Here is a 21029-nt window from a genome sequence, read left to right as displayed (position 1 = left end):
TTCTGTGATGGGGATCACAAACTACCAACAAGTAAGTTCCGTGGTCGTAGGTTTGCGTGATTCGACGCGGCACCGCCAATCACCGGCGATGACGCGCCCGAATGAGGCCCCCTGGACGACGGAAGGCCCCACCCGTCGCGCACGACGAGTGAGGCCTTCGGCCGGAACGGATCCGATCAGACGGTGAGGTGCACCTGCACCGAGTTGCCACCGCCGGAGGTGAGGCTGCTGACGAGCGGGGTGAGCAGGCCGCAGCCCTTGAACTTCGGCAGCGTGTAGCTGCCCTTGAGGGTCGCGGGATCGAAGAGGCCGGACAGCTTGCCGGACAGCTTCATGGTCGCCGGCGTCTCCGTCATACACGTATTCGGGACGAGGTTGATGAAGCCCAGGAGGGCGGGAGCCAGTTTGACGATCCGGACGTTGAACTGCTGTGTGGCATCGATCTTGCCGCTGTCGAACGAGCCCTTGGCCGGGCCGAGCGGCTCGATCTGCAGGGTCGCGGTGGCAACACTCGGGACGGACAGCTTGCCCGGGATGATCGGGAGATCCACCTTCATGGTGCCCTTGCCGACGGAGAGCGCGGCGCTGAGGTTGTTCTTGCCGGTTCCGATGTCCACGGTCGAGTCGAGGGTGCCGGAGAAGGTGACGTCCTTGTTCGGCTTGGCGACGTGCGTGACGACGGTCGCCTTGTGGTGCAGTTTCCAGATGGGTTCGGCGTGCGCGCCGGGTGAGGTGGCAACGGCAAGGCCGGTTGCGGTCCCTGCAGCCGCCAGCGCGAGCCCGATCCGCCGGGTGGTGGGGGTCATGATGATCCTTTCCTCGGTTGTCGGTCTGCTGTGATGCGGCCCACAAGGTTACCACCCGGTAACTACGGGGTGGGGTTTCGCCGGTTCGGTGGGACGGCGGGCTCATGGGAGACTGTCTCCAGTCATCCCAGTCCACTTTCTCGAGGTAAGCCACGTTGTCTCCCATGGCTCGTCAGGCGTTGCCGCCCGCCGCAACGCCCCCGGACCTGATCCGGAATTTCTGCATCATCGCCCACATCGACCACGGCAAGTCCACGCTGGCCGACCGGATGCTGCAGATCACCGGCGTCGTGGAGCAGCGGGCGATGCGTGCGCAGTACCTCGACCGCATGGACATCGAGCGCGAGCGTGGCATCACCATCAAGAGCCAGGCCGTGCGTATGCCGTGGGACGTGGCGGACGCGACGTACTGCCTCAACATGATCGACACCCCGGGGCACGTGGACTTCACCTACGAGGTGTCGCGCTCGCTGGCGGCGTGCGAGGGCGCGATCCTGCTGGTCGACGCGGCGCAGGGCATCGAGGCGCAGACCTTGGCGAATCTCTACCTCGCCATGGAGAACGACCTCACGATCATCCCGGTGCTCAACAAGATCGACCTGCCGGCCGCGCAGCCGGAGCGCTATGCCGAGGAGCTCGCCGGCCTCATCGGCTGCGACCCGGGCGACGTGTTGCAGGTGTCGGGCAAGACCGGCGTGGGGGTCGAACCCCTGCTGGACGAGATCGTCCGGCAGATCCCCGCGCCGCAGGGCGAGGCCGATGCCCCCGCACGAGCGATGATCTTCGACTCGGTCTACGACACCTACCGCGGTGTCGTCACGTACGTCCGAGTGGTCGACGGTTCGCTGAGTCCGCGCGAGCGCATCGAGATGATGTCGACCGGTGCCGTGCACGAGTTGCTCGAGATCGGGGTGATCTCGCCCGAGCCCAAGCCCTCGGACGGTCTGGGCGTCGGCGAGGTCGGCTACCTCATCACCGGGGTGAAGGACGTGCGGCAGTCCCGGGTCGGTGACACGGTCACGTCCGCGCGGCGCGGTGCCACGACGGCGCTCGGCGGTTATCGCGACCCGAAGCCGATGGTCTATTCGGGCCTCTATCCCATTGATGGCTCTGACTATCCGGTGCTGCGCGATGCGCTGGACAAGCTGAAGCTGAACGACGCCGCCCTGGTCTACGAACCCGAGACGTCTGCCGCGCTCGGCTTCGGTTTCCGCATCGGCTTCCTGGGCATGCTGCACCTGGAGATCGTCCGCGAGCGGCTGGAGCGCGAGTTCGACCTCGACCTGATCTCGACGCTGCCGAGTGTGGTCTACGACGTGCAGCTCGACGACGGGCAGACGGTCACCGTCACGAACCCGAGCGAGTTCCCGGACGGCAAGGTTTCCTCGATCACTGAGCCGGTGGTCCGCGGGACCATCCTGGCTCCCAGTGAGTTCATCGGTGCGGTCATGGAGCTGTGCCAGTCCCGGCGCGGCACGCTCCGCGGGATGGACTACCTCTCACCCGAGCGCGTGGAGATGCGCTACACCCTTCCACTGGCCGAGATCGTCTTCGACTTCTTCGACGCGTTGAAGTCGAAGACCCGCGGATACGCCTCTCTCGACTACGAGCCCGACGGCGAACAGGAAGCCGACCTGGTGAAGGTCGACGTACTGCTGCAGGGCGACAAGGTCGACGCGTTCTCCAACATCGTGCACCGCGACAAAGCCTATGCGTATGGCGTGTCCATGGCGACCAAGCTGAAGGACCTCATCCCGCGGCAGCAGTTCGAGGTGCCGATCCAGGCCGCGATCGGCACGCGAGTGATCGCGCGCGAGAACATCCGCGCCATCCGCAAGGACGTGTTGGCGAAGTGCTACGGCGGTGACATCAGCCGTAAGCGCAAGCTGCTGGAGAAGCAGAAGGAAGGCAAGAAGCGGATGAAGATGGTCGGCTCCGTCGAGGTGCCGCAGGAGGCGTTCATCGCCGCGCTGTCGCAGGACTCCAGCACTGCCGAGAAGGCGAAGAAGTAAGTGTCGCAGCCTGATTCGTCGGGACACTTTGCACGGACCCGCTCCTTCACGCGCCGCGGCGGCCGGATGGCCGAGCGGCATCATCGCGCGCTCGCCGAACACGGCCCGACCTACCTGTTGGACGTGCCGATGGTCGGCGAGGGCACGGTGGTGGAGCCCGACTTCCGGCTCGACGTGGCATCCGTGTTCGGGCGGACCGCGCCCCTCGTCGTGGAGATCGGTTCGGGCGGCGGCGACTGCGTCGTGCACGCCGCGAAGCAGCACCCGGAGCTGGACTTCCTCGCGATCGAGGTGTGGATCCCGGGTGTGGCACAGACCATCGCGAAGGCCGTGCACGAGGGTGTCGACAACGTCCGGTTGATCTGCGCCGACGCCGCGCAGGCGTTGCCCACCATGCTCGGACCGGCGAGCGTGCGGGAGGTCTGGACCTTCTTCCCCGACCCGTGGCCGAAGTCCAAGCATCACAAGCGACGGCTGGTGCAACCGGAGTTCGCCGACAAGATCGCCGATCTGCTGGAACCGGAAGGCAATTGGCGGCTCGCGACCGACTGGGCCGACTACGCCTGGCAGATCCGCGACGTCGTCGAGGGATGTTCGGGGTTGCTCAACCCGTATGCCGGCCGCCTGGCCGACCCGGGTGATGCCGACGTGGACCCGCGGGGTGATCGGGGCGGCTTCGCGCCTCGGTTCGAGGGGCGGATCGAGACCCGTTTCGAGCGCAAGGGTCTCAGGGTGGAACGCATCGTGCGGGACGTCGTCGGGACACGCAGAACTACTGACCAGTAACATCGGGTCATGACCTCGACCTACCGTCTCTACCAGCGTCTGACGGCCAAGCCGTTCGGGCGGCAGCTCTTCACTCTCGGGTTCGTGACGCGTGCGCCGTACTTCGCGACGGTCCAGCCCCAGGTGCGCGAGATGGCGCCGAACCGTGGCGTCGTGCGCATCCGCAAGTGGAAGGGCGTGCAGAACCACATCGGGACCATTCACGCGATCGCGGTCGCCAACGGGATGGAAGCTGCGATGGGTCTGCTCGCCGAGGCAACTGTGAAGCCAGGAACTCGCTGGATTCCCAAGGGTATTCAGCTCGAATACATCACCAAGGTGCCGAGTGCGGTCGACTGCATCGCGGAGACCGACCCGGCGGACTGGGATCAACCGACGCCGCACGAGGTCAATGTCCGCGTGGTCGGCAAGCTGGCCGACGGCACCGAGGTCGTGCGCGGCGTCATACCACTGTGGGTGACCGAGAACCGTCGGTCCTGACCGACGAGGCCGGTCCCGACGACGTCTGACCGGCTACTGCTGACCGGCTGCGCGGGCGATCGACACGAGTTCGGCGGCGACGCCACCCAGTCGGCGCGGACCGGTCCAGACGGCGCGCAATTGACGGCGCATGTCGAGCGTCGTCGGCACTTCGCAGAGGCTGCCGGTCGCGAGGGCGTCGGACACCGTGAGCCGACTGAGCACGGCCGGCGCCGTGCCCGACTGGACGCTCACCCGCACGGCGGCATTGCTCGCGAGTTCGAGCATCGGGGTGGCCGGGACGCCCAGTGCGTCCTCGAGGGCAACCCGGGTCCCCGAACCGGCCTCACGCATCACCAGCGGCGTCGCACGGAGCTCCGCCTCGGTCACCGGGGTGCGTCGGCGGGCCCACGGATGTTTCGGCGGCACGACGAGGACCAGCTCGTCGTGGGCGACGACCAGATGATTGACGCCCCGCGGTGGCCGCGGGCCCTCGATGAACCCCAGATCGCACCGCGCCTCGTGCAGATCGTCGAGGACGTCGTGGGTGTTGTGGACGTGGACCTCGATCCGGATCTGCGGATGCGTCTCGCGCAGCGCCGCCAGCCACGACGGGAGCAGATGTTCGGCGACCGTCTGGCTCGCAGCCACGACGATCGAATCCGTGCTGTCTGCGGCGAGCGACGTTGCGCCTGCTGACAGTTCGCGAGCAGCCTGGATGACCTTCCGAGACCACTCGACGACCAGCAGGCCGGGGTCGGTGAGCGTCGAACCGTGCGTAGATCGGTGCAGGAGTGTCACGCCGAGGTGACGCTCCAGCCGGGCGATGGACCGGCTGGCATTGGGCTGCGCCACGCCGGCGGCGCGTGCTCCGGCGGACAGACTGCCGTGGTCGGCGACAGCGATGAGCAACTCCAGCGCGCTCAGATCCGGCCAGTTCGTCATATGCGGAGGATATACCCGCCATGGAGATATGACGGCTACCGTGCCGCGTCGCGGTGCCCGAGCCTTGTGGTGTGGCAATAGCGACGAAGTCCGACAGCGGGTCTCGATACACCGCTCGTGCCTCGCGGCACTCGACCGGCGTGGAGGGCGCTCGTTCCTCGCGGCACTCGACCAGCAATGAAAGCGGGTTGAGTAGCCGGGGGAGCGTAGCGGAGGAGGCGTATCGAAACCTGGCACGCACGGTGTCGTCCTACCTGCCAGGACTGCTCGTCGCTGTCGGCATCGCCAGTGTCGCAACGCTGTTCGGTCATTTCGCCCCGGTCATCGGCGGGCCGGTGTTCGGGATCGTTCTCGGCATCGTCGCAGGCACGGCACTCCCGGTCCTGCACGGCCCACGGTTCGCCACTGGACTCGGGTTCGCCGGCAAGGACGTCCTGCAACTGTCGATCGTCGTGCTCGGGACCGGTCTGTCACTGGCGCAGGTCGTGCACGTGGGCGGTGGCTCGCTGCCCGTGATGCTCGGAACCTTCGCAGTAGCGATCGGCGGCGCCTTCCTGCTCGGGCGCCTGCTCGGCATCAACGCCGAAGTGGCCACGCTGATCGGCGTCGGCACCGGCATCTGTGGCGCGTCGGCGATCGCTGCCACGACGGCCGTCATACGGCCGAAGCAGTCGAACGTCGCCTACGCGATCGGCACGATCTTCACGTTCAACATCCTTGCGGTGCTGCTGTTTCCGCCGCTCGGGCATCTGCTCGGGATGACCGGCCACTCCTTCGGCCTGTGGAGCGGCACGGCGGTCAACGACACGTCCTCGGTCGTCGCCGCGGCATACAGCTTCGGCGACGGAGCCGGCCCCTACGCGATCGTGGTCAAGCTGACTCGGTCGTTGCTGATCATCCCGATCGTGATCGTGCTTGCGTTCGTGACCGCCCGTCGCGACGCGGTGAGCAACGGCGAGCGGGTGGCCATCCCGTGGCGCAAGGTCGTTCCGGCGTTCCTCATCGGCTTCCTGGTCGCCGCGACGCTGAACTCGATCGGTGTGATCCCCGGCTCCTGGCACGACGGCCTGACCTTCCTCGGGACGTTCCTGATCACGGTCGCACTCGCGGCGATCGGCGTCGGCATGCGACCGGCCCAACTGCGCGAAGCCGGTGCGCGGCCGCTCGCGCTCGGCGCATTGCTGTGGATCTGCGTCTCCCTCGCCAGCCTAGGCCTACAGGCAGCGACCGGGACGCTCTGACGCCCCGAGTCAACCTCGAGAACGTATGGCGTTCAACGAGTTCCGTGCGTGTGCGTGCAACTCGTCGTCGACCGTGACGCCCGCGGAACGCAGGTTCATCGAGACGGCGCCGAGCGTGCCGTCCGCCATCGGCTCGACCGGGCCGGTCCAGCCATGCTCCCGGAGCAGCTCGGTCACCCGGTTGCGCAGACCCTCCTGGTGGAAAAGCACACTGCCGCCGACGATCAGTGGTGCATCGCGGTCGGGTGCGGCCAGCGCTGTGACGGTGTCCGCCAGCGCTGCGGCGGCATCCTCGATGATCGACCGGGCGATCGCATCGTGGGGCGCCTGCTCGAAGGCCAGTGGTGCGAAGCGGGCGATCCCCGGTGTCGGTATGGCGTAGAGGTTGGTCACGAGCTGGTCGAGCAGCACGTCCTTGTCGGTGGACCGGTCGCCGGTCACCCCGGCAGCGGGCAGCAGTGCGTCGGTGAGTGCGGTCCGCGGTCCACGGCCGTCCAGATCGGCGGTCGCTGCGCGCACCAACCGGTGGGCGATCCAATAGCCGGATCCGTCGTCCCCGAGCAGCCAGCCCCGCCCGTCGCTGCGCGCCGTGGTCACGCCGTCGCGGACGACGATGGCCGCAGCACCGGTGCCCGAGACCAGGGCTGTGCCGCTGAGCCGTGCCGTTCCCGCGAAGAACATCGCCTCCAGGTCACTGCCGAGGTGCAACGGCGCGGTGACTCCGAGCTGTTGCAGGCCGCGCTCGACGCCGGTCAGCCCGATCGCCGAACCGGCCATCGCGGCCAGCGCGTGCCCGACCTGCTCCGGGCCGGCACCGGCCTGGTCCAGTGCATCGCCCGCGGCCGAACGCATAGTGTTCGCAACAGCTTCCACCCCGGAGGCGGTGGGGTTGCCGCCGCCGGCGACGGCATACCCGGAGCAGTTCCCCTCGGCGTCGTGGACAAGCGCCCGTGTGGAGGTGCCGCCCGCGTCGACGGTGAGGAAGAGGTTCATGGGTCCATTCATACCGGTCGCGTGAGATGTGGTCACCGGCAGGCGTGGTGACGCCACCTACCATGGGGACGTGCCCTCAGCCCTGCCCGACGGAGAACCGGTCCCCTCCGACGGCTCACTGCCCGCGGCGGCGTTGCACGGGATCGCGCAGCGCCAGTTGGGCATCTACCTGCACGTGCCGTTCTGCTCGGTGCGGTGCGGATACTGCGACTTCAACACCTACACGATCGGCGAGCTCGGCGGCCATGGCGCGGGCGTCTCGACGTATGCCGACGCGGCGGTCGCCGAGTTGCGGCTCGCCCGGCAGGTGCTCGGCGATGCCGCGCCGTCCGTGAGCACGGTCTTCGTCGGTGGTGGGACGCCCACGATGCTGCGCGCCGGGGACCTGGTGCGCATGCTGGACGAGGTCCGGTCCGGATTCGGACTCGCTCTCGACGCGGAGGTCACCACCGAGGCGAACCCGGACACGGTGGATCGGCAGGTCGCCGAGACACTGGCGGACGGCGGCTTCAACCGGGTCAGCCTCGGCATGCAGTCGGCGGTCCCGCACGTGCTCGCGACACTGGAACGCACCCATGATCCGGCCGGGGTCGCGACGGCGGTGCGCGCGGTGCGCGACGCCGGCCTGCAGGTCAGCCTGGATCTCATCTACGGCACGCCCGGCGAGAGTGCCGACGACTGGCGACGCAGCCTCGAGGCTGCGGTCGAGCTCGAGCCGGACCACATCAGTGCCTACGCCCTGGTCGTGGAGGAAGGCACCAAGCTCGCGGCGCAGGTCCGCCGTGGTGTCGTCCGGATGCCGGAGGACGACGACGAGGCCGAGAAGTACGAGATCGCCGAATCCATCCTGACCGCAGCCGGATTCGAGTGGTACGAGATCAGCAACTGGGCCCGTCGACCTGACGCCCGATGCAGACACAACGAGTCCTATTGGCGTGGTGACGACTGGTGGGGCATCGGTCCGGGAGCGCACAGCCACGTCGGCGGTGTGCGCTGGTGGAACGTCAAACACCCTGCGCCATACGCGGATCGGGTCATGGCCGGCACGTCGCCGGGCGCCGGCCGCGAGCTGCTCACGGCCGAGCAGCGGTATGACGAGCAGGTGTTGCTCGGCACACGACTGACCGAAGGTTTGCCCCTTGACGCTCTGCACGCGACCGGTCGAGCAACTGTTGCCGGACTCATCGCGGATGGGCTGCTCGAAGGCGCACCGGCGGTCCATCGGGAACACCCCGCGGCACGACTGACGCTGCGCGGCAGACTGCTCGCCGACACGGTGGTGCGCCGCCTGCTCGGCTACTGAGCGAGCGGTGGCAACTCGGTCGGCAGGCCGAGAGCGGTGAAGTGCTCGACGCCGAGGAAGGACGTGATGCCGGAGACCCGGGCATCACGCAGGGTCAGGACGGTGATTGCCCAGGCTCCGTGGGACCGCGCACCATCCGGGCGCAGGTAACACGCAACGGCCGGCTGTGCGTTGACGCTCGTCGGCAGGGTCCGCCAGCTGCCGCAGTCGCCCATCGGCACCCGCGCTGCGAAGTCGCCGACGGCGGCGAGCCCGGCATACCAATGAGGCATCGGTGGCATCGCCCACGTGACGTCCTCGGTCACCAGATCGACGAGTGCATCGGTGTCGCGGTGCTCGAGCGCCGTCGTGAAGCGTTCGACGACCGCGTGCAGCTCCCGGTCACCGATCTTGCGCGCGGTGACCTGCTGGGAGGCATCGGGAATCCGCTGCGCGACGGTCGCTCGGGCTCGTTGCAGCGCGCTGTTGACCGACGCCGTCGTGGTGCGCATCATCGCCGCGATCTCCTCGGCGGCGAAGCCGAGCACGTCGAAGAGCAGCAGCGCGGCGCGCTGATTGCCCGGTAGGTGCTGGAGCGCCGCGACGAAGGCAAGTTCGACCGCTTCCCGCTGCTCGTAACGCGCTGCGGGCGAGGCGGTGCCCGGTGGTGCGGTGCCGGCATACGGGCCGAGCCAGGTGATGTCGGTGTTCGGTGCGTCGTCGGCGACCGCGTGTGAACTGGCCGGCCCGAGGTCGACCGGCATGGCCCGTCGGCCGCGTGCGCGCGCAAGGTCGACGCAGGAACGCGTCGCCACGGTGTAGAGCCAGGTCCGCAGCGTGCTGTGTCCCTCGAAGTCGCCGAGCCCCCGCCATGCCTTGACCAAGGCGTCCTGCAGCGCGTCGTCGGCGTCATGAGACGCGGCGAGCATCCGGTAGCAGTGCGCGTGCAGCTCGGGAAGCAGCGGACGCACCAGTCGGTCGTATGCCGCACGGTCTCCGCGGCCCGCCAGCGTCAGGTCCTCATCGGTGCACGCGGACGGCGCTGGCGATGGCCCCCGCGAAGAATTTTCGCTCACTCCGATGAGTATGCCGCGAGCCGGACGTCTCACTGGTGACGGAATACAAACGGACGGGCCGCGGCCCGCAGAAGGAGCGGAAACCATGGACACGATTGTCGATGTCAGGGCGGATGTCGAGAAGGAGACGCTGACGGCATACCTGCGCGAGCAGCGTGCGGCGGTGCTCGCCATCGTCGATGGTCTGGACGATGCGGCCTTGCGCACGCCCGTGGTGCCGTCGGGGTGGACGCCGCTCGGGCTGGTCTGGCATCTGGGCGGTGCGGAGATGTACTGGTTCCAGATCGTGCTGGCCGGCCGGGTGCCGGACGACGGGGGCGACGATGACTCCGATGATGGCGGTCCGGCGGAGGGCTTCCGCGTCGACGAGCCGGTCGCCGAAGTGCTCGAGGCATACCGCGATCAATGCCGCCAGTCGGACGAGGTGCTTGCCTCCGTCGCGCTGGACGCCTCGCCGAGTGGCCCGATCGCCCCGGTGCACACGGAGCTGGCAAGGAGCGTGCGAACCATCGTGCTGCACATGATCGAGGAGACCGCCCGGCACGCCGGACATCTGGACATCGCGCGTGAGTTGCTCGACGGACGCACCGGACTCGGCCCGCGGTAGGACGATGACCCACCCACCATGCCGAATGACGGCTTCCTCGCCGAGTGACGGTCGGATCAGGCCGTCACTCGCCGAAGAAGCCGTCATTCGCGATGGGCGTGTGGGTGGGGTGACCGGGCGCGGTCAGACCTGGAGGTCGAGCCCGAAGTCGTGGCAGGTGACGCTGTGGGTCAGCGCACCGATCGAGATCGCGTCGGCGCCCGCACGGGCGAGCTCCTGCACGGTGTCCTCGTTGACGCCACCGGAGACTTCTGCGATGAGCGGTGCCGGGTGGCGTCGGATGTGTGCGACGCCCGTCGCGACCTGCCACGCCTCCATGTTGTCCAGCAGCACCGCGTGGACCACGGGCGCCTTGCCCTGCGCGATGCGGTCGGCATCGAACGCGAGCAGCGTGTCGAGCTGCTCGATCGTGTCGACCTCCACCTCGACACGCACGAGGTGACCCGCGTCCGCAGCGAGCCGTTGCAGCACCGGGAGGAGGCCGCCGCCGAGGCCGATGTGGTTGTCCTTGACCAGGATCGCGTCATACAGGCCGAAGCGGTGGTTGGTGCCGCCGCCGTCCAGCACCGCCTGCTTCTCCAGCTCTCGCAACCCAGGTGTCGTCTTGCGGGTGTCGACGATCCGAGTCTTCGTGCCGTCGACCAGACCGACGAAAACGCTGGTGCGAGAGGCGATCCCGGTCAGATGGCCGAGGAGGTTGAGTGCGGTGCGCTCTGCGGTCAGGACCGATCGTGCCGGGCCGCTGATGGTCGCGACGACGTCGCCGCCCACGAGTTTGTCGCCGGGCTGCTTGGCCCAATCGACGCGCAGGGACGGGTCGACGGCGGCGAACGTGGCGGTGGCGGCATCGATGCCGGACAGGACGCCCTCATGGCGGCTGACGATGTATGCCGTGCCTTGAGCGTCGCCGGGAACGGTCAACCGGGTGGTCAGGTCGCCACCCAGGCCGAGGTCTTCGGTCAACGCCGTGCGCACGACGCGGTCGAGTGCGGGGGAGAAGGTCATGCGGTCACTCCTTGGGTCGTTCCGGTGCGTGCATCGGTGGTGTCGTCGGTGCGCCGGTGTGCACCGACGCTGTGCGGATGTGCGAGGGCGGAACGGGCGATGAGCCAGGCGACATACGCCACGTCGTCACCGGTGTGCGGCGCCAGCGCGTCGACGGCACGTTCCAGGGTCGCACCGTCGCGGAGCACACCGCACGCGCCGCCGAGCAGCGTGCGCACGTCGTGCACGGCCATGACGGTGGTGTCGTCACGGGCCAGGACCGTCTCGGGGTCGACCGGCGCGAGTGTGGGCGCCCAACTGTCGGTGCCCGGGTTGCAGGCGTCCGCTGCGGCGGCACGACCGGTGACCACGGCCTCGAGCAACGAGTTGGATGCCAGCCGGTTGGCCCCGTGCAGCCCGGTCCGGGAGACCTCGCCGATCGCCCACAGCCCGGGCACCGAGGAGCGGCTGCGGGAATCGACGGTGACGCCGCCCATCGAGTAGTGCAGGGCGGGCCGGACGGGAAGCAGGTCCGATGTCAGGTCGAGCCCCGAGGCAGCCGTGAGTTCGGCGACGGCGGGGAATTTGCTTGCCACGTCGGGGATTTCACGTGCGTCGAGGCGTACCTCGCGTCCGGCACGCAGCTGATCCCAGACGGCCGCGGCGACAACATCGCGCGGTTGCAACTCGTCGACGAACCGAGCGTCGTCGGCCAGCAGAACCGCGCCGGCACCTCGAAGCGCCTCGGTGAGAAGGGGTTTCGGGTCACGCGGTACGTCGAGAGCGGTCGGGTGGAACTGCACCAGATGCAGGTCGTCTGTGCGCGCACCGATCCGAGCGGCCAGTGCGACGCCCTGCCCGAGGGCGGTCGTCGGGTTGGTGGTGTCGGCCCACAGGCCACCGAGGCCACCCGTCGCCAGGACGACACGTTCGGTCGCGATCGTCTCCGTCGTACCATCGGCCCGGCGTATGACGACGCCACGCACCGAACCGCTCTCGTTGGTGAGAACCTCGACGACAGAATGGTTTTCGCGCACATCAATCGTCGGGGAGTGCAGCACCGCGGACGCCATGCACGCCGTGATGGCGGCACCGCTGTGGTCGCCGGCGTGGGCGACGCGCGGCCTGCTGTGACCGCCCTCGAGCGCCAGGTCCAGACTCCCGTCGGGAGCCCGGTCGAAGGGGACCTCGAGCTCCGTCAGGAGGCGAACGATGCCCGGTGCGTCGTCGGTGATGCGATCGATGACGGCTCGGTCACCGTAGAACGCGCCGGCGCGCCAGGTGTCGTCCGCGTGGTCCTGCGTCGAGTCGTTCGGCGCGAGAGCCGCGGCGACGCCGCCCTGGGCCCACATGCTCGCAGCCCCGGCGGTCAACGATCCGGCGGTCACCAGAACGCAGGGCTCGGTGCTTGCCCATGCGCAGGTGAGTCCGGCCAGGCCGGAGCCGACGATGATGATCGGGTTGCTCATCAGTGCACCTCCAGCATCCGGTCGATGGCGCGACGGGCGAGTGCGGCGACGGCGGGGTCGACATCGATCTCCGGACCACCTGTCTCCAGCGCGGTTCGTATGGCGCTCAACGTGTTTCGCTTCATGTGCGGGCACAGGTTGCACGGTCGGACGAATTCGAGATCGGGGTGCTCGGCGGCGATATTGTCACTCATCGAGCACTCCGTGATGAGCGCGACCTTGGCAGGCTGTTCGGTCTCGACATACCGCTGCATGTCGGCGGTGGAGCCGGCGAAGTCGGCCTCGGCGACCACCTCGGGCGGGCACTCGGGGTGCGCCAGGACGGTCACGCCGGGGTGGCCCTCGCGGATCTGCACGATGTCCAACGAGCTGAAGCGCTCGTGGACCTCGCATGCTCCGGGGTGGGTGACGACCTCGACGCCGGTCAGCGCCGCGATGTTCCGCGCGAGGTACTGGTCGGGGATCATGATGACCTTGTCGACACCGAGGGACTGGATGATCTTGACCGCATTGCCGGACGTGCAGCAGATGTCACTCGCCGCCTTCACCGCCGCGGAAGTGTTGACGTAGGTGACGACCGGAGCACCGGGGTGCTCCTTGCGCAGCTGCGCAATGTCTTCCGGCGTAATGCTTTCCGCGAGCGAGCAGCCGGAACGCAGATCGGGGAGCAGCACCCGCTTGCTGGGGTTGAGCAGCTTCGCGGTCTCCGCCATGAAGTGCACGCCGGCCAGGACGATGGTGCCGGCGTCGACCTTCTCGGCCTCGCGGGCGAGTGCCAGCGAGTCGCCCTTGATGTCGGCGACGCCGTGGAACACCTCCGGCGTCATGTAGTTGTGCGCGAGGATCACGGCGTCCTGCTCCCGCTTCAGCCGCTGGATCGCCTCGATGTCGTCGGCGTACATCGCCCACTCGACCTCGGGGATCACGTGCCGGACAGCTTCGTATGCCGCCGCGTGGTCGTAGGACTGCAACTCGCTGATGCTCACCATCGACTCCTCGGATTGGTTAATGCTCATGTTGAGTAAATGCTGAAACTGAGCATAACACCGGTGCGTACCCACCTCGACCCGGGGGACAGTTGGGCACGGTTTCGGGTGCTGGAGCGTGCGTATGTCGACCCTGGGGAGAGTTGGGTACGTTTCGGCGACGACCAGGTCGGCTGCGACGCGCTGCGAGCCTGCGAGCAGGAGTCGCAGCCGGCCCGCGAGGAGTCGGAGCAGAGGACTCAGCGGGGCAGCGGGAGCTTCGTGCCGACCTGGGCACGTTCCTCGCGGACCGAGCCACGGAAGCGGTACAGCTTCGCCGGTCGGCCACCGGTCTCGTGCGAGACACCGCCGGTGGGTTCGACCAGCTCGTGCTGGACCTCGACCGCGCGACGGAAGTTCTGCTTGTGCAGATGCTGGCCCGCGATGGCCTCGACCGTCTCCTGCAGGGCCAGCAGGGTGAAGGTCTCGGGCATCAGCTCGAAGATCACCGGCCGGTACTGCAGCTTGGCGCGGATGCGGGAGAGGCCGGTCGCCAGAATGCGGCGATGGTCATGCAGCATCGGCCCTGCAGTGAGCGCGGAAACGCTTCCTGCAGAAGGTGATTCGGCAACCAGGCCGGCTTCCCAGAGCAGCTCGTAACGCTGCAGTGCCAGGTCGGGGCGCCAGGGTCGTTCGTCATGCGCGAAGAGGAAGCGGCAGCGGTCGAGGCGCTCCTCGGAATCGTCCGACCAGCGTCGCAGGGCGCGTTCGATCTCCTCGCCGAGTCGATCCGCGCCGGAGCCATCGAGATGCCGGCGGTCCTCCCAGGGCAGCAGGTCGTAGAGCGGCGACCAGTCGGTCGGCCGGACGCTGCCGGCGATCTGCGCGCGAGTCAGGCCGAGGTAGGAGATGGACACCATGCGGCGGTCGCCACCGGAACGACTCAGGTCCGCGAAGGTGTAGAGCTGTTCGACATACCCGAGCTCGAATCCGCTCCGTTCGCGGGCGAATTCGCGCACTCCGGCCTGCAGCGACTCCTCCTCGACGCGCAGCGGTCCGGCGGGCAGGGCGGTGGGCTGCCCGGTCGCCAGTACCCACGGCCGGCCGGCGTCGACGGCGAGCACGACCGCGACGAGCTCGGCCTCGAGCTTCATGACGACGCCGTCACGAAATCGATGAGTTCCTCTACACGGCCGAGCAATTCGGGCTGCAGGTCGGTGTAGCTGCGGACCGTGCCGAGGATGCGCTGCCAGCCCATCGCGACGTCGGCCTGTGTCTCGTGCGGCCAGTCGAGCGCGGCGAGGATGCCGTGCTTCCAGGAGGTGCCACGCGGGATGACCGGCCACTTGGTCCAGCCGAGCCGTTCCGGCCGGACGGACTGCCAGACGTCGACATACGGGTGGCCGAGCACGAGCACGTCCCGCCGCGCCTCCGGTATGGCGAGGGCCTCGGCCACGATCCGCGCTTCCTTGGTCCCCGGGAGGAGATGGTCGACGAGCACACCCATCCGACGGTCGGGCGTGGGCGCGAAGTCGCGGATGACGTCCCGCAGATCGTCCACGCCGTGCAGCGGCTCGACGACGACACCCTCGATGCGCAGGTCGGCGCCCCACACCTTCTCGACGAGTTCGGCGTCGTGCTTGCCCTCCACGAAGATGCGTGACCCGCGCGCGACACGGGCCGGTGCGTCGGCGACGGCTCGCGAGCCGCTCGCGGTCGTCAGGGCGGCGGTGCGGGCGGCCTGCAGCGCCGCGGCGTCCGCCCTGGAGGTCGGTGCGGTCAGTTCGACCGGCTTGCCGTCGATGAGGAATCCGGGTCCCATCGGGAACGCGCGGCTGCGGCCGTGCCGGTCCTCCAGGTGGACCACGCGGATGCCGCCGGCCTTCTCCACCGAGATGACGGCGCCGCACCAGCCGGTCTGGACCTCCTCGACCACCAGGCCGGTCTCCGCCGGCACCTGCTCGGAGCGACCGCGCGGTGGCTTGCGCCAGTCGCCGGAGAGGACATCCGTGCCATATCTGTCGGTCACGTCGCGAAGACTATCCGTGATCCCACGAGAAACATCGCAGGAGAATCCCCGCGCTGTTCGGCGATTCGGTCGAGTTGCGAGAGCAACGTAGACTTGGCACTCGACATACTTGAGTGCCAGCAGGAGAGGTCACGGAGGAGGTGCACGGGATGAGTGAGGAACGTCGGCTCCAGGTGTTGCGCGCCATCGTGCAGGACTACGTGTCGACCTCCGAGCCGGTCGGCTCGAAGGCGCTGCTGGACCGGCACCAGCTCGGCGTCAGCGCCGCGACCGTCCGCAACGACATGGCCGCCCTCGAGGAGGAAGGCCTGATCGCGGCGCCGCACACGTCCGCCGGCCGCATCCCCACCGACGCCGGTTACCGCCTGTATGTCGACAAGCTGAGCCAGATCAAGCCGTTGTCCCGTGCCGAGCGCACGGCGATCGAGGCGTTCCTGGTCCGTTCGGTGGACCTGGACGACGTGATCTCGCGCACGGTGCGCCTGTTGTCCTCGTTGACCGGCCAGGCGGCCGTGGTGCAGTACCCGTCGCTCAATGCGGCCATGGTGCGGCACGTCGAGCTCGTCCCGCGGTCCGCCGATCGGCTCACGCTCGTGGTGATCCTGTCGACCGGCCAGGTGGACCAGCGAATCATCGAGCTCGGCCGTTCGGTCACGGAGGACGAGGCGGACGAGCTCATCCAGCAGGTGCGCGCCGGCCTCAACGACAGGAGCGTCGGGCTGCGGCGAGCAGTGGCGGCCAGGGCGTTGCGCGAGTGGTCGGTCGAGCTGCGGCAGCAGGGCCCGGAGGATTCGCGATCGGTGGTCATCGAGGCCGTCGCCGCGACCCTCGCGGAGGAGCGCGAGGACCGGGTTGTGCTCGGTGGCACCGCCAACCTCGTCCGCTCCAGCGACTTCGCGCTGTCCCTCGGCCCGTTGCTCGACGCGCTCGAGGAACACGTCGTGCTGTTGCGGTTGTTGACGCAGGAGGGCGGCGAACCCACGGAGGGTGTCGCCGTCCGGATCGGCACCGAGAACACCATCAGCGGACTCTCTGGCACCTCGCTGGTGACGACGGCGTATGACGCGGGCAGCCTCGCCAGCCTGGGTGTGCTCGGTCCGACGCGGATGGACTACCCCTCGACCATGGCGGCGGTGCGTGCGGTGGCACGCTATGTCGCCGACATTCTCGATCAGTGAGCAACTTCAACCAGACCCCGATGACAGCGGCGACGCTCGAAGGAACTTCGTGAACGACTACTACGGCGACCTGGGTGTCGCACAGAACGCGAGCCCGGAAGAGATCAAGCGGGCCTACCGCAAGCTGGCCCGCAAGCTGCACCCGGACGTGAACCCGTCCGAGGAGGCGTCCGACCAGTTCAAGAAGGTCTCCCAGGCGTATGACGTGCTGGGCGACGCCGAGAAGCGGCGCGCCTACGACATGGGCAGCGACCCCTATGCCGCGGCCGGCGGCGGTGCCGGCTATGGCCAGGGTTTCTCGTTCTCCGACATCATGGACGCCTTCTTCGGCGGTGCCGGAGCGGCGCAGGGCGGTCCGCGGTCGCGGATGCAGCGCGGCCAGGACGCCCTCATTGCGGTCGAGATCGATCTGGGCACAGCGGTTTTCGGTGGGGCGGAGGAGCTCACCTTCGACACGGCGGTCTCGTGCTCGGTCTGCCACGGCGACGGTGCACGGCCCGGCACCGGCAAGCACACCTGCGACATCTGCCACGGCAGCGGTCAGGTCCAGGAGGTGCAGCGGTCCTTCCTTGGCCAGGTCATGACCACCCGCCCGTGCCAGGCGTGCCGCGGCTTCGGCGAGATCATCGACGACCCGTGCTTCAACTGCTCCGGTGAGGGGCGCGTCCGCGACCGTCGTACGATCACCGTCAAGGTGCCCGCCGGCGTCGACACCGGCACCCGCATCCAGCTGTCCGGGGAGGGTGAGGTCGGCACCGGCGGCGGACCCGCCGGTGACCTGTATGTCGAGGTGCGGGTCCGCAAGCACGCGACCTTCCAGCGACGCGGTGACGACCTGCACTGCTCGGTCGAGCTGCCGATGACGGCCGCTGCGCTCGGCACAGCACTTCCGCTGGAGACCTTCGACGGCACACGTGACGTGGAGATCCCGCAGGGCACCCAGCCCGGCGACGTGATCACTCTGCGCGGGCTGGGCGTGACGCACCTGCGCTCGCAGGTGCGCGGCGACCTGCTGGTGCACGCCAACGTGCGCGTCCCCACGAAGCTGGACCCGCAGCAGGAGGAGTTGCTCCGCCTGCTGGCCAAGGAACGCGGCGAGGAGCGGCCCGAGGCTCGCTTCGGTCGCGTCGAGAAGGGCCTGTTCGGGAAGCTGCGCGACGCCTTCCAGGCGAAGTAGCAGCGCGTGACCTCCCGCCTGTTCTTCGCCGAGCCCGGTGCGCTCGACGGCACCGCGGTGGGGGACACCGTCGGCGTGTCCGGGGACGAGGCGCGGCACGCGGTCGTGGTCAGTCGGCTCGAGGTCGGCGAGACGGTTCAGGTCGCCGACGGCTCCGGACGGGTTGTCGAGGGCGAGATCGTCACCGCTGCCCGCGATCAGCTCACAGTGCGAGTCGGGTCACTCAGCGAATTCGACCAGCCCACAACACGATTCGTGTTGATGCAGGCGCTCGCCAAGGGTGGGCGGGACGAGCAGGCGATCGAGGCCGCCGTCGAGCTCGGTGTCGACGCCGTGATCCCGTGGCAGGCCGACCGAAGCATCGTGCAGTGGCGGGGGGACAAGGCGGCCAAGGCACACCGCAAGTGGGAGTCACTAGCGCTGGCGGCGAGCAAGCAGTCCCGTCGCCCGACCGTGCCGCAGGTGGAGCAACTGGTGACCACTCGGTCGGCGGTCGCACGACTCCAGGACGCGAACGCCGTCGTCATACTCCATGAGGACGCGGAGGCGTCGATCGCCGAGTTCGATGTTCCTGCAGGCGAAGTCGTCGTTGTCGTGGGTCCGGAGGGCGGTATCACGCCCGACGAGCTGGCGGCCTTCGAGGCTGTCGGCGGGTGCGCCATACGACTGGGGCCGACGGTGTTGCGCGCGTCCAATGCCGGCCCCACCGCGCTCGCCGTGCTGCTCGCGCGCAGCCGCTGGTAGGTGTCACCCGGCGCGCTGTGCGCCGATCTGCGGTGCCAGCCGGGCGAAGGCAGCTTCTCCGTCGTCGGTGACGACCAGCTCACGGGGTCGCGGCCCACGACGTACCCACTCCCGCTCTCGCGCAGCATCGAGGATCGCTGCACCCAGCGCGCCGGCAAGGTGCTCGCGTTGCTCCGTCCAGTCCAGACAGAAGCGCAATGTCGGACGGCTGAGCGCCTCCACGGTCGCGAGATCGACGCCCCACGAAGGCAATTCGTCAGCGGCGCGCCGACCGAGCACAAAGTGGCCGGCACCCAGTTGCGCGGACAACATGTCGTCCGGGCGGCGACGATTGTCGGCGTACTCGTCCGACGGCTCAAGGACCGCCGAGTCGATCAGGGCCGCGGTGATCGCGACGCCGAGCCGACCGGCGAAGTGGTCGTAGCAGGTGCGCGCACTGCGCAACCGTTGCATCCGGGTGCCGGCGCGCAGGGAGGTGATCGGCGGCAAGGGAGTCATGGCGCTCAATGCCTCGTACGCCGCGGCGACCTGCCGATCGGCCAGGTAGTAGAAGCGATGCCGGCCGCTCACCTCCACTCGCACCACTCCGGAGTCGAGCATCCGACGCAGGTGTCCGCTCGCGGTGGCCGCGCTGACACCGGCCTCCGCCGCCAACCGTGAGGCGGGCAGCCGCCGCCCGTCGATCAGCGCGCCGAGCATCTGCGCCCGAGCCCGGTCGGCGAAGATCGCGGCGATGTCGGAGACGTCCGGTGTCGTCTTGTCGGCCATACCGCCATTGTGGGTCCGGAACGCTTCGGCCGCGAGCGAACTGTTGGCCCGAGCATGCTTCGCCCGGCACCGAACGGTTTCGACCACACGCTCGATGTATGACGAACGACAACGCGGCGACGCGGACGGAAGCAAAGGCAGATCGGCCACCGACGGACAGCGCTCGGCGGTCCGCCGGGCGCAGTCTGGTCATCCTGTGCGCGGCGATGTTCCTGGTGCTGCTCGACGTGTCGATCGTCAACGTCGCATTGCCCAGCATCGCGCGCGGGCTCGGCGGTGGCACCGCAGGTGCCCAGGCGGTGGTCGACGGCTACACGGTGCCGTTGGCGGCGCTGCTGCTGACCGCCGGGACGGCAGCCGACCGGTGGGGCGCGCGGCGGTCGTTCATCGCCGGACTGGTGGGGTTCGGGGTCGGTTCGGTCGTGTGTGCGGCGGCAATCACGTTGCCAATGCTGGTGATCGGCCGAATGCTGCAGGGGATCGGAGCGGTGGCGATGCTGCCCGCGAGTCTGTCGCTGATCGCCGTGATCTGGGGCGAACCGGCCGCCCGGGGGCGGGCCATCGCGGTCTGGTCGGGGGTGTCGGGTTCGGCGGTCGCGATCGGTCCGCTGGCCGGTGGTGCCTTGGTCGAGGCGGGTAGCTGGCGGTTGATCTTCCTGATCAATCTGCCCGTGGTGATCGTCGCGGCTACGGGTGCCCGCCGATTGCCGGTCGGACCGACCCAGCAACGGCAGCTCGACTGGTTCGGCGCCATGTCCTCGACCGGATGTCTCGCCTGCGCGATCGCCGCACTGATTCTCATCGGCCGATCCGGCATCACGGTGGTCAGGTTGTCGTTGGTGGGCGGGGCAGTCCTCGGCCTGATCCTCTTCGTGGTCGGGCAACGCCGGCTGACGTCGCCGATCGTGCCGCGCGAGCTGTGGCGCAACGTCGCGCTGTGGCGTTCCTGCGTCGGCTCGCTCGGGATGAACCTGGTCGGCAACGGATCGTTGTTGGTGTTGGCCTTCCTCTTCCAACTGGTCCAGGGTCGCGACGCACTCGCCGCCGGCCTCGCGACGCTGCCGATGTTCGCGCCGCTGACGCTCGTGCCGTTGCTCGGTCGTCGGTGGATGCTGCAGGTGCCGCCGGATCGGTTGGTGCGCTTCGGGTTCGCGGTCGGCGTGCTGGGTCAGCTCTGCCTCAGCGTCGCCGTATGGCGGGCACCGCACGACGTGCTGCCGCTCGTGCCCGGGATGTTGCTCGCGGGTGGGGCGCTCGGGCTGTTGGTGACGCCGTTGGTCGCCACTGCGGTGGCCGCAGCGCCGTCATACAGCGGTCTGGTGGGTGGGCTGAACAACGCGGCGCGGCAGGTCGGTACGTCGTTCGGCGTTGCGCTGTTCGGCGTCCTCGCCGGACCGGTCGGTGCACCCCACGCCACCGCTCGTACGGCGAGCTGCTTCGTCGTCGGTGCCGGCATCTGGTTGCTCGCCGGGCTGTTCGCGGGAGGGCGTTCGGATCAACACCGGTGA

The 21029-nt window shown here is 68.7% G+C and carries 20 protein-coding genes; 10 read left to right on the top strand and 10 right to left on the bottom strand.

The features are described from left to right. Positions 1–176: 176 nt before the first annotated feature. Positions 177–806: a hypothetical protein gene (locus ACZ50J_RS14820; RefSeq protein ID WP_464297921.1), complete on the bottom strand. Its 630-nt coding sequence runs from the start codon at positions 804–806 to the stop codon at positions 177–179. A 164-nt stretch (positions 807–970) separates the two neighbouring features. On the opposite strand from ACZ50J_RS14820, the gene lepA reads away from it, so the two are divergent. The 3 genes from lepA to ACZ50J_RS14805 all read left to right on the top strand — a co-directional run bounded on the left by lepA (position 971) and on the right by ACZ50J_RS14805 (position 4084). Further along, positions 971–2818, top strand: coding sequence for a translation elongation factor 4 (gene lepA, locus ACZ50J_RS14815; RefSeq protein WP_464297920.1), 1848 nt, complete (start codon positions 971–973; stop codon positions 2816–2818). A gap of 66 nt (positions 2819–2884) precedes the next feature. Beyond that, positions 2885–3604 (top strand): tRNA (guanosine(46)-N7)-methyltransferase TrmB, encoded by a 720-nt coding sequence (gene trmB / locus ACZ50J_RS14810; protein WP_464297919.1) that lies wholly within the window; start codon positions 2885–2887, stop codon positions 3602–3604. 9 nt (positions 3605–3613) lie between these two features. After that, positions 3614–4084, top strand: a complete 471-nt coding sequence (locus ACZ50J_RS14805; RefSeq protein WP_464297918.1) for a hotdog fold domain-containing protein — start codon at positions 3614–3616, stop codon at positions 4082–4084. A gap of 33 nt (positions 4085–4117) precedes the next feature. Here ACZ50J_RS14805 and ACZ50J_RS14800 read toward each other — a convergent pair whose 3' ends face one another. Continuing rightward, a complete protein-coding gene (locus ACZ50J_RS14800) occupies positions 4118–5008 on the bottom strand; it encodes a LysR family transcriptional regulator (protein WP_464297917.1) in 891 nt (296 codons plus the stop codon). A gap of 242 nt (positions 5009–5250) precedes the next feature. Between ACZ50J_RS14800 and ACZ50J_RS14795 the strand changes: the two genes are divergently transcribed. After that, complete coding sequence (locus ACZ50J_RS14795) at positions 5251–6249, top strand: YeiH family protein (protein WP_464297916.1); 999 nt, start codon at positions 5251–5253, stop codon at positions 6247–6249. A gap of 9 nt (positions 6250–6258) precedes the next feature. Here the strand turns inward: ACZ50J_RS14795 and ACZ50J_RS14790 are convergent, their stop codons facing one another. Continuing rightward, a complete protein-coding gene (locus tag ACZ50J_RS14790; RefSeq protein WP_464297915.1) occupies positions 6259–7242 on the bottom strand; it encodes an N-acetylglucosamine kinase in 984 nt (327 codons plus the stop codon). A gap of 70 nt (positions 7243–7312) precedes the next feature. On the opposite strand from ACZ50J_RS14790, the gene hemW reads away from it, so the two are divergent. After that, positions 7313–8545, top strand: coding sequence for a radical SAM family heme chaperone HemW (gene hemW / locus ACZ50J_RS14785; RefSeq protein WP_464297914.1), 1233 nt, complete (start codon positions 7313–7315; stop codon positions 8543–8545). On the opposite strand, the gene ACZ50J_RS14780 is transcribed toward hemW, so the two are convergent. Beyond that, positions 8539–9600 (bottom strand): sigma-70 family RNA polymerase sigma factor, encoded by a 1062-nt coding sequence (locus tag ACZ50J_RS14780; protein WP_464297913.1) that lies wholly within the window; start codon positions 9598–9600, stop codon positions 8539–8541. The genes hemW and ACZ50J_RS14780 overlap by 7 nt on opposite strands. Positions 9601–9685: 85 nt before the next feature. Here ACZ50J_RS14780 and ACZ50J_RS14775 point away from each other — a divergent pair, with 85 nt between their 5' ends. Next, complete coding sequence (locus ACZ50J_RS14775; protein WP_464297912.1) at positions 9686–10207, top strand: DinB family protein; 522 nt, start codon at positions 9686–9688, stop codon at positions 10205–10207. Between the two features lie 123 nt (positions 10208–10330). On the opposite strand, the gene nadC is transcribed toward ACZ50J_RS14775, so the two are convergent. From nadC to ACZ50J_RS14750, 5 genes are all read right to left on the bottom strand, one after another. Further along, a complete protein-coding gene (nadC, locus tag ACZ50J_RS14770; protein ID WP_464297911.1) occupies positions 10331–11212 on the bottom strand; it encodes a carboxylating nicotinate-nucleotide diphosphorylase in 882 nt (293 codons plus the stop codon). After that, positions 11209–12660: an L-aspartate oxidase gene (locus tag ACZ50J_RS14765; protein ID WP_464297910.1), complete on the bottom strand. Its 1452-nt coding sequence runs from the start codon at positions 12658–12660 to the stop codon at positions 11209–11211. Before ACZ50J_RS14765 ends, nadC begins: the two co-directional genes overlap by 4 nt. Further along, positions 12660–13676: a quinolinate synthase NadA gene (nadA, locus tag ACZ50J_RS14760; protein ID WP_464297909.1), complete on the bottom strand. Its 1017-nt coding sequence runs from the start codon at positions 13674–13676 to the stop codon at positions 12660–12662. Before nadA ends, ACZ50J_RS14765 begins: the two co-directional genes overlap by 1 nt. Positions 13677–13885: 209 nt before the next feature. Next, positions 13886–14779, bottom strand: a complete 894-nt coding sequence (locus tag ACZ50J_RS14755) for an NUDIX hydrolase (RefSeq protein WP_464297908.1) — start codon at positions 14777–14779, stop codon at positions 13886–13888. Further along, a complete protein-coding gene (locus ACZ50J_RS14750; protein ID WP_464297907.1) occupies positions 14776–15654 on the bottom strand; it encodes a DUF3097 domain-containing protein in 879 nt (292 codons plus the stop codon). The genes ACZ50J_RS14755 and ACZ50J_RS14750 overlap by 4 nt, the downstream gene beginning before the upstream one ends. Positions 15655–15803: 149 nt before the next feature. Between ACZ50J_RS14750 and hrcA the strand changes: the two genes are divergently transcribed. Genes hrcA through ACZ50J_RS14735 form a run of 3 tightly spaced genes read left to right on the top strand, consistent with a single transcriptional unit; the run spans position 15804 to position 18753 of the window. After that, complete coding sequence (gene hrcA / locus ACZ50J_RS14745) at positions 15804–16832, top strand: heat-inducible transcriptional repressor HrcA (RefSeq protein WP_464297906.1); 1029 nt, start codon at positions 15804–15806, stop codon at positions 16830–16832. A gap of 49 nt (positions 16833–16881) precedes the next feature. Beyond that, entirely contained in the window at positions 16882–18009 is a 1128-nt protein-coding gene (gene dnaJ / locus ACZ50J_RS14740) for a molecular chaperone DnaJ (RefSeq protein WP_464297905.1), read from the top strand. Positions 18010–18015: 6 nt separating this feature from the next. Continuing rightward, complete coding sequence (locus ACZ50J_RS14735) at positions 18016–18753, top strand: 16S rRNA (uracil(1498)-N(3))-methyltransferase (RefSeq protein ID WP_464297904.1); 738 nt, start codon at positions 18016–18018, stop codon at positions 18751–18753. Positions 18754–18756: 3 nt separating this feature from the next. Here the strand turns inward: ACZ50J_RS14735 and ACZ50J_RS14730 are convergent, their stop codons facing one another. Beyond that, entirely contained in the window at positions 18757–19521 is a 765-nt protein-coding gene (locus ACZ50J_RS14730; protein WP_464297903.1) for an ArsR/SmtB family transcription factor, read from the bottom strand. Positions 19522–19619: 98 nt separating this feature from the next. On the opposite strand from ACZ50J_RS14730, the gene ACZ50J_RS14725 reads away from it, so the two are divergent. After that, complete coding sequence (locus ACZ50J_RS14725; RefSeq protein ID WP_464297902.1) at positions 19620–21029, top strand: MFS transporter; 1410 nt, start codon at positions 19620–19622, stop codon at positions 21027–21029.

The sequence above is a fragment of the Flexivirga sp. G2 genome (assembly GCF_055397625.1).
Note: the sequence above shows the minus strand (reverse complement) of the source record. Positions and strands in the feature narration are given on the sequence as shown.